Genomic DNA, 6,044 nt, shown 5'->3' with positions numbered 1-6,044 from the left:
ACGCTGGGCGGCCTGCAGACCGACCTCGACAGCCGCGTGCTCGATGCCGCCGGACAGCCGGTGCCGGGGCTCTATGCGGTGGGCGAGGTCGCCGGCTTCGGCGGCGGCGGCGTGCACGGCTATGCGGCGCTCGAAGGCACCTTCCTCGGCGGCTGCATCTTTTCCGGCCGCAGCGCCGGACGGGCGGCCTCGAGTGCAACGGTCTGAACGACTGAACGGTGTTGCCGCAAGAGTCGGGCACTCTTATCTGAGGCACAATTCCCGCAATTTATTGGCCCGCAAGACATCACTGTGGACAGGACGTTTTGCATAGTTTCCCAAGCAGGAACGCTTCGTGCGGCGGCTACCCTTGCGCCTTAACGAATGCTAATCTTTTCCCTTGCTCGGGAACGTCGCAATGTCCAAGATTTGCTTGTTGTGCGCGTGCCTTCTTTTTCTGGCCGGCTTGTCGACACCAGCTTCCTCTGAGGCCCAGATCGCTCAACGCAGCCAGAGATATGCACTTGTCATCGGCAACTCGGCCTACCGTTATGCGCCATCGCTCCCCAACGGGGTGAATGATGCGAATGCGATCTCCCGAGTTTTGCAAGAGACGGGCTTTGAGGTCACCCTCGGATTGGATGCTGACGCATCAACGTTCAGGGAACTCATCGGAAAATTCAGGCGAAACTTGCTGCCGGGCGACGTCTCCCTTTTTTACTTCGCCGGACACGGGCTCCAAGCGAACGGGGAAAACTACCTATTGCCCATTGATGCCGCCCTTCAACGTCCGGCCGACTTGGCTCTGGAGGCTGAGCGCCTACAAGACATTATCGCCGCCATGACGGCCGAGGAAAATACCGCCATCGTCCTTCTCGATGCCTGTCGGGACAACCCTTTCGTCAAGCAATTGAGTGGACCGGGTCAAAGTCGCGGCCTTGCCATAGGAAAGGGGCTGGGAGCCTTGGATGCTGGCAGGGGGGTCTTTATCGGCTTTGCGACACAGCCCGGCAATGTCGCGCTCGATGGAGCCGCCAATCATAGCCCTTTTGCAGATGCTCTTGTGAAGCGCATAAAGACTCCCTCAATCGACATCGAAATTCTCATGCGTCGCGTCCGGTTGGACGTCATGAATGCGACTTCCGGGAGGCAGGTCCCCTGGAGCAACTCGTCCCTGGTGGAGCCGGGGTTCTCATTCAACCCAGATGCTGGGTCTAGTCAGTCTCCGACAGAACCCTATCAGCCAGACATCAACGCGGCGACAGAGCTCGAATTTTGGAAATCGATCAAGGATACATCCGATGTCTCGATGTATCGTGCTTATCTGGCGGCATTTCCGAACGGTGCATTCATCGAAATTGCAAAGAGCCGAATTGCCAAGTTCTAAGCACCTGCGCCGCTACGCAAAAAAATCCTGCCGAAGAAAGTCAGTCGCAAGCCGCAAGTCTCGTTGCCTATTAATGAGCCTTCCGCCAATCGTTCAGCGGAAACGACCGAGCCTGCTAAACCGGAATCTATTGGACGATGCCGGGATGGCAACAAAGAGCAATGTCGCCTGAGATGCCGAGAAGGCAGGAGGCGGGCCTGTCGTAAACTGCAGCAGCTTGGGGGCTAAGCAACCCGCGGATGATTGCCTTGCGTAGCGAATTCGGGTGCGTCGCGGCGGGCGTGGTCGATTGACCCAAATCCGACGACACGGGCATGCCGCCCGCCCACCGGCTGGCCGGCACCATGCGATTGCCTTCGCTGTCGAGAAATTCTGCGACGGCTCGCCCGGCTGCCAAAAACGCTTCCTACGGCTCGGTGACAATCTCGACGCCCTTGGCCTTCGTTGCGGGTAAAAAGATTCGCGAGCCGATGAGAATCCTTTCGGCCGCACGAAACGTCTTCCTTGGACCAACCAAAGGAGACGACCATGAACCACAATCTCATCCGCTACGGCGTGAAGGACGCCGGCATCGCCGAGAACCGGGCGCTGGTGGCGAAAGTGTTCGAAGCGCTGGATGAAACGAGGCCGCAATCCGTGCGATATCTCGTGCTCGAACTCGACAACGGCGAATTCGTCCACATCGTCGGTTATGAAAAAGACAGCTCGGCGCTGACCGAACTCGACGCTTTCAAGGCCTTCGGCGCCGATCACGCCGAGCGACGCTCGACACCGCTGGCCAGGTCGGCGGCGAAGATTATCGGCAACTATCATATGCTGGCGAAAGCCGACGAGGCCGTGTCGGCCTGACGGGTACGATATGGCTCGCGGGCCGGCGATCAAGAGAACGGGAACGATGGGCACAGCGAAATTCGACCGCCCGGCGCTTGAAGCCATGCTCGTCGGCCTGCGCCCGAAACTGCATCGCTACGCGGCCCGCATGGCCGGCTCGACGATCGAGGGCGAGGACATCGTCCAGGAGGCGGCGGTGAAGGCGCTTGCCGCGCACGACGGCGGCGCCGCGGTCGAGCGCCCCGAGCAGTGGCTGTTCCGCATCGCCCACAATGCGGCGCAGGATCATCTGCGCCGACGCCAGCGGGAGCGCTCCCGCATGACCGAGGCCGACATGACCGGAATGGAAGACCTCTCCGCCAGCGCGGAGGCGAGGCTTGCGGCGGCGGCGAGCCTGCGCAGCTTCATGCGGCTTACGCTGGCGCAGCGCAGCGCGGTGATCCTGGTCGATGTGCTCGGCCTCAGCCTCTTTGAAACCTGCGAGGTGACGGGCGCGACACTCGCCGCCACCAAGGCGGCGCTGCATCGCGGCCGGGCGGAGTTGAAGGCGCTGGCATCGGCGCCGGATGACATGCCGGTGCCCAGGCTCGATCCGGAAGAGGAGCGCCGGCTGCGCCGCTACATCGACCTGTTCAACGCGCGCGACTTCGACGGGGTCCGGGCGCTGATCGCCGAGGATATCCAGGTCGACGTCGTCAACCGCACCCGCTTGCGCGGCAAGAAGGAAGCCTCGACCTATTTCGGCAACTACGGCCGCGTCACCGACTGGGCGCTGTCGCTCGGCTTTGTCGATGGCCAGCCGGCGATCCTGATCCGCAACCCGCAGGCGGGCGATGCGGTGCGCGGCTTCGTGCTTCTCGAATGGCGCGGCGACGAGGTCGTCCGCATCCGCGATTTCCGACACGTGCCTTATTGTGTGACGGAGGCGGGTATCCTCTTCGTTTCCGGTGAGCGGGCATGACGGGATACCGCGAAGATCGGCTCGCCGGATTTCCGCCGCTCCCCTCTCCGATCCGGGCCGAGTTTCCTCCAGCCACCGGCACGTCTATAAGTCCGCATCGGGCGGAGCGTTGAGCAGAACGGACATGAGGACGTGACGCAGGCTGGTCCCGAAACGCACGGCACCTCGGCACGGGTCCTCGCAGCGATTATCGCATTGGCGGCCTGGGCTGGCATAGCGGTGCATTTTCACGCGCTCGCCGACGGGCCGGCATCGTGGCCCGGGGTGGTTTGGACCCTGCTCGGCTATTTCACGGTCACGACCAATCTTTTGGTGGCAATCGTGTTCACCTGCGTTGCGGCGAAGGCGCGGTTCGCCACGCCATGGCTGCTTGGCGCGACCTTGCTCAACATCCTGTTCGTCGGCGTCGTCTATGGGCTCCTGCTGCAGGGCCTGAAGGAATTAACGGGCGGCTCGCAACTCGCCAACGTCCTGCTTCATCGGGTGACGCCGGCTCTGACGACTGTTTTCTGGCTAGGCTTTGTCCGTAAGGGATCGCTTACCTTGCGAGCGCCGTTTCTCTGGGCGCTTTACCCGATCGGCTATCTCGTCTACGCCCTGTTTCGCGGCGCGGTGGAGAACCGCTATCCCTATCCCTTTATCGATGTCGCCAGGATCGGCTGGGAACAGACACTCGTCAACAGCCTCCTGATCGCCCTCGGCTTCGTGGCGGCGGGAGAGGTGCTGGTCTGGCTCGACCGACGGCTCGGCGGAAAGACAAGGTCGTAAGCGGCTCGCCAGAGGCGGCTGGCCGCCGGCACAGCATCCGCAATCGATATTCCGGCCGGCGAGGCTATATTCAGGTCGACGACACCAGCGCCAGGATGGCGACATGCTTCCTTCGGCAGGGCTCGAACGGTTGAACGCGTTCTCGGACGGCGTGTTTGCCGTGCTCATAACTGTACTGGTTCTGGAATTGCGGCCGCCGGAGATTCCGACCTTCGTGGCGCTGCTCGATCTCTGGCCGACATGGCTGAGCTATGGCGTGAGCTACCTCTTCATCGCCATCGTCTGGGCTAACCACCATCACCTGCTGCGCCACGCGACCAAGATGACGGCCCGCTTGATGTGGCACAATTTCGCGCATCTGTTCTCGGTCTCGCTGCTGCCGCTGACTACCGCCTGGATGGCGGTCAGCGAGCTCTCACCGCAGCCGGTCGCCTTCTATGCCGGCGTCTTCTTCCTGGTGAACCTGACCTACATCTTCCTCATCCGCGAGCTGATCGAGCCGTTGCCGGTCGAGGCCATCCCGCTCAACGTCCGTAAGGCCATGCGCATCCGCTCTGTCGCAACGCTTTGCCTGTTCGGGCTCGCGGCACTCGTCGCGCTGAAGTACCCGATCATCGGATTGGCCATCTGTTGCTGCTGTCTTGCCGTGTATCTCAGGCCAGAGGCGCCCGGGGCGCGGAATTGAAGCGCGTCGCTGAAAGACGGATTCAGGCGACGCGCTAAGATCTTTGTTTTGATGCGTGTCACTTCCTCAAACCGCTGCGCAGTTTTGGGCGACATGCATTTGGGGCGATAGCGATCAAGAGATCCTGCGACGCGACCAACCTCGCTCACGCTACCATCAACATCCATGTCTCAAACATCATTTATTGACGATGAGGCACTTTAATGTATGCTACAGATTCGAGACCTCATATTTTAAACTGAGCAAGAAAGTCCGTCGGTGATAACCGCACAGCAATTGCGCGCCGCCAGATCGCTGCTGGGCATCGATCAGCGCCGGCTTGCCGAATTGTCCGGCCTGTCTGTGCCAACGATCCAGCGCATGGAAGCCAGCGGCTCGATCATCCGGGGCAACGTCGATTCGCTGATGAAGCTGATCGCGGCGCTCGAGGTGGCCGGCATCGAGCTGATCGGGGAAGGCGCAGTCAGCCAGGGCGGCGGGCGCGGCGTGCGGTTGAAAGCCGGCTTCGGCACAGCCAAGGCGCCAGACGCCGCCTATGCCGAGCCCGGCGGGGGCCTGCCGTGATTTCGACCGTAGCTCTTCTGTTGTGCGGTCCCGCAGCGCTTCTGGGCACGGCCGTCCTGGCCGGAGCCATCAGCCGACGTGCCTCGGCGACCCGTCTGGTCTATGGCGCCGCGCTCGCCATCTCGGCCGGCTTGCTCGTCATCGTCGCAGGCCATCTCATGGGCAATCCCGGCGAGGTGTCCGCCGTCACCTTGCCGCTCGGCCTGCCATGGACCGGCGCCCGGTTCCGTCTCGACGGCCTGTCGGCCTTCTTTCTGATCGTCGTCAACCTGGGCGGCGCGGTCACCAGCCTCTACGGCCTTGGCTATGGCCAGCACGAATCGGCGCCGTATCGCGTGCTGCCCTTCTATCCGGCCTTTCTGGCCGGCATGAACCTTGTCGTGCTGGCCAACGACGCCTTCGCCTTCCTGCTGTCCTGGGAATTCATGTCGCTCGCCTCCTGGGCGCTGGTCATGGCGCACCACCGCGACGAGGCGAACAGGCGGGCCGCCTACATCTATCTGGTGATGGCAAGCTTCGGCACGCTGGCGCTGCTGCTGGCCTTCGGCCTGCTGGCGGGGCCGGCGGGAACCTATGCGTTCGACGCCATGCGCACGGCGCAACCCGGCCCGCTCGCCGCCGGCGCGGTGCTCGCCCTCATGCTGCTCGGCGCCGGCTCCAAGGCCGGCCTCGTGCCGCTGCACGCCTGGCTGCCGCTTGCCCACCCGGCGGCGCCGAGCCACGTCTCGGCGCTGATGAGCGGCATCATGACCAAGGTCGCCATCTACGGCTTCGTCCGCGTGGTGTTCGACCTGTTGGGCGCGCCGGCGTGGTGGTCGGGCGTCGCAGTGCTTCTCATCGGCGGCGTTACGGCGGGTCTGGGGATCCCT

The 6,044-nt window shown here is 62.9% G+C and carries 8 protein-coding genes; all 8 read left to right on the top strand.

The annotated features are described in order from the left end of the window. Nucleotides 1–207, top strand: a 207-nt coding sequence (locus EOA38_RS25175) for an FAD-binding protein (protein WP_127300500.1), incomplete at its 5' end; no start/stop codon positions are given. A gap of 190 nt (nt 208–397) precedes the next feature. Next, nucleotides 398–1,366, top strand: coding sequence for a caspase family protein (locus EOA38_RS25170; RefSeq protein ID WP_127300499.1), 969 nt, complete (start codon nt 398–400; stop codon nt 1,364–1,366). Between the two features lie 528 nt (nt 1,367–1,894). Next, complete coding sequence (locus EOA38_RS25165; protein WP_245480912.1) at nt 1,895–2,215, top strand: hypothetical protein; 321 nt, start codon at nt 1,895–1,897, stop codon at nt 2,213–2,215. A gap of 46 nt (nt 2,216–2,261) precedes the next feature. Then, nucleotides 2,262–3,158, top strand: coding sequence for an RNA polymerase sigma factor (locus EOA38_RS25160; RefSeq protein ID WP_127300498.1), 897 nt, complete (start codon nt 2,262–2,264; stop codon nt 3,156–3,158). Nucleotides 3,159–3,290: 132 nt separating this feature from the next. Continuing rightward, nucleotides 3,291–3,926 (top strand): Pr6Pr family membrane protein, encoded by a 636-nt coding sequence (locus EOA38_RS25155; protein ID WP_127300497.1) that lies wholly within the window; start codon nt 3,291–3,293, stop codon nt 3,924–3,926. 103 nt (nt 3,927–4,029) lie between these two features. Further along, nucleotides 4,030–4,611 carry a TMEM175 family protein gene (locus EOA38_RS25150; RefSeq protein ID WP_127300496.1) on the top strand — a complete coding sequence of 194 codons (582 nt, stop codon included), beginning with the start codon at nt 4,030–4,032 and terminating at the stop codon, nt 4,609–4,611. Nucleotides 4,612–4,869: 258 nt separating this feature from the next. After that, on the top strand, nt 4,870–5,175 hold the full coding sequence (locus tag EOA38_RS25145) for a helix-turn-helix transcriptional regulator (RefSeq protein WP_127300495.1): 306 nt from the start codon (nt 4,870–4,872) through the stop codon (nt 5,173–5,175). After that, a partial coding sequence (locus tag EOA38_RS25140) for a proton-conducting transporter membrane subunit (protein WP_281060115.1) occupies nt 5,175–6,044 on the top strand: 870 nt, incomplete at its 3' end. The genes EOA38_RS25145 and EOA38_RS25140, both read left to right, overlap by 1 nt.

Source organism: Mesorhizobium sp. M1E.F.Ca.ET.041.01.1.1, assembly GCF_003997355.1.
In the GTDB taxonomy this organism is placed as follows: Bacteria; Pseudomonadota; Alphaproteobacteria; order Rhizobiales; family Rhizobiaceae; genus Mesorhizobium.
The sequence above is the reverse complement of the archived record's forward strand: the minus strand, read 5'-3'. Positions and strand labels throughout refer to the sequence as shown.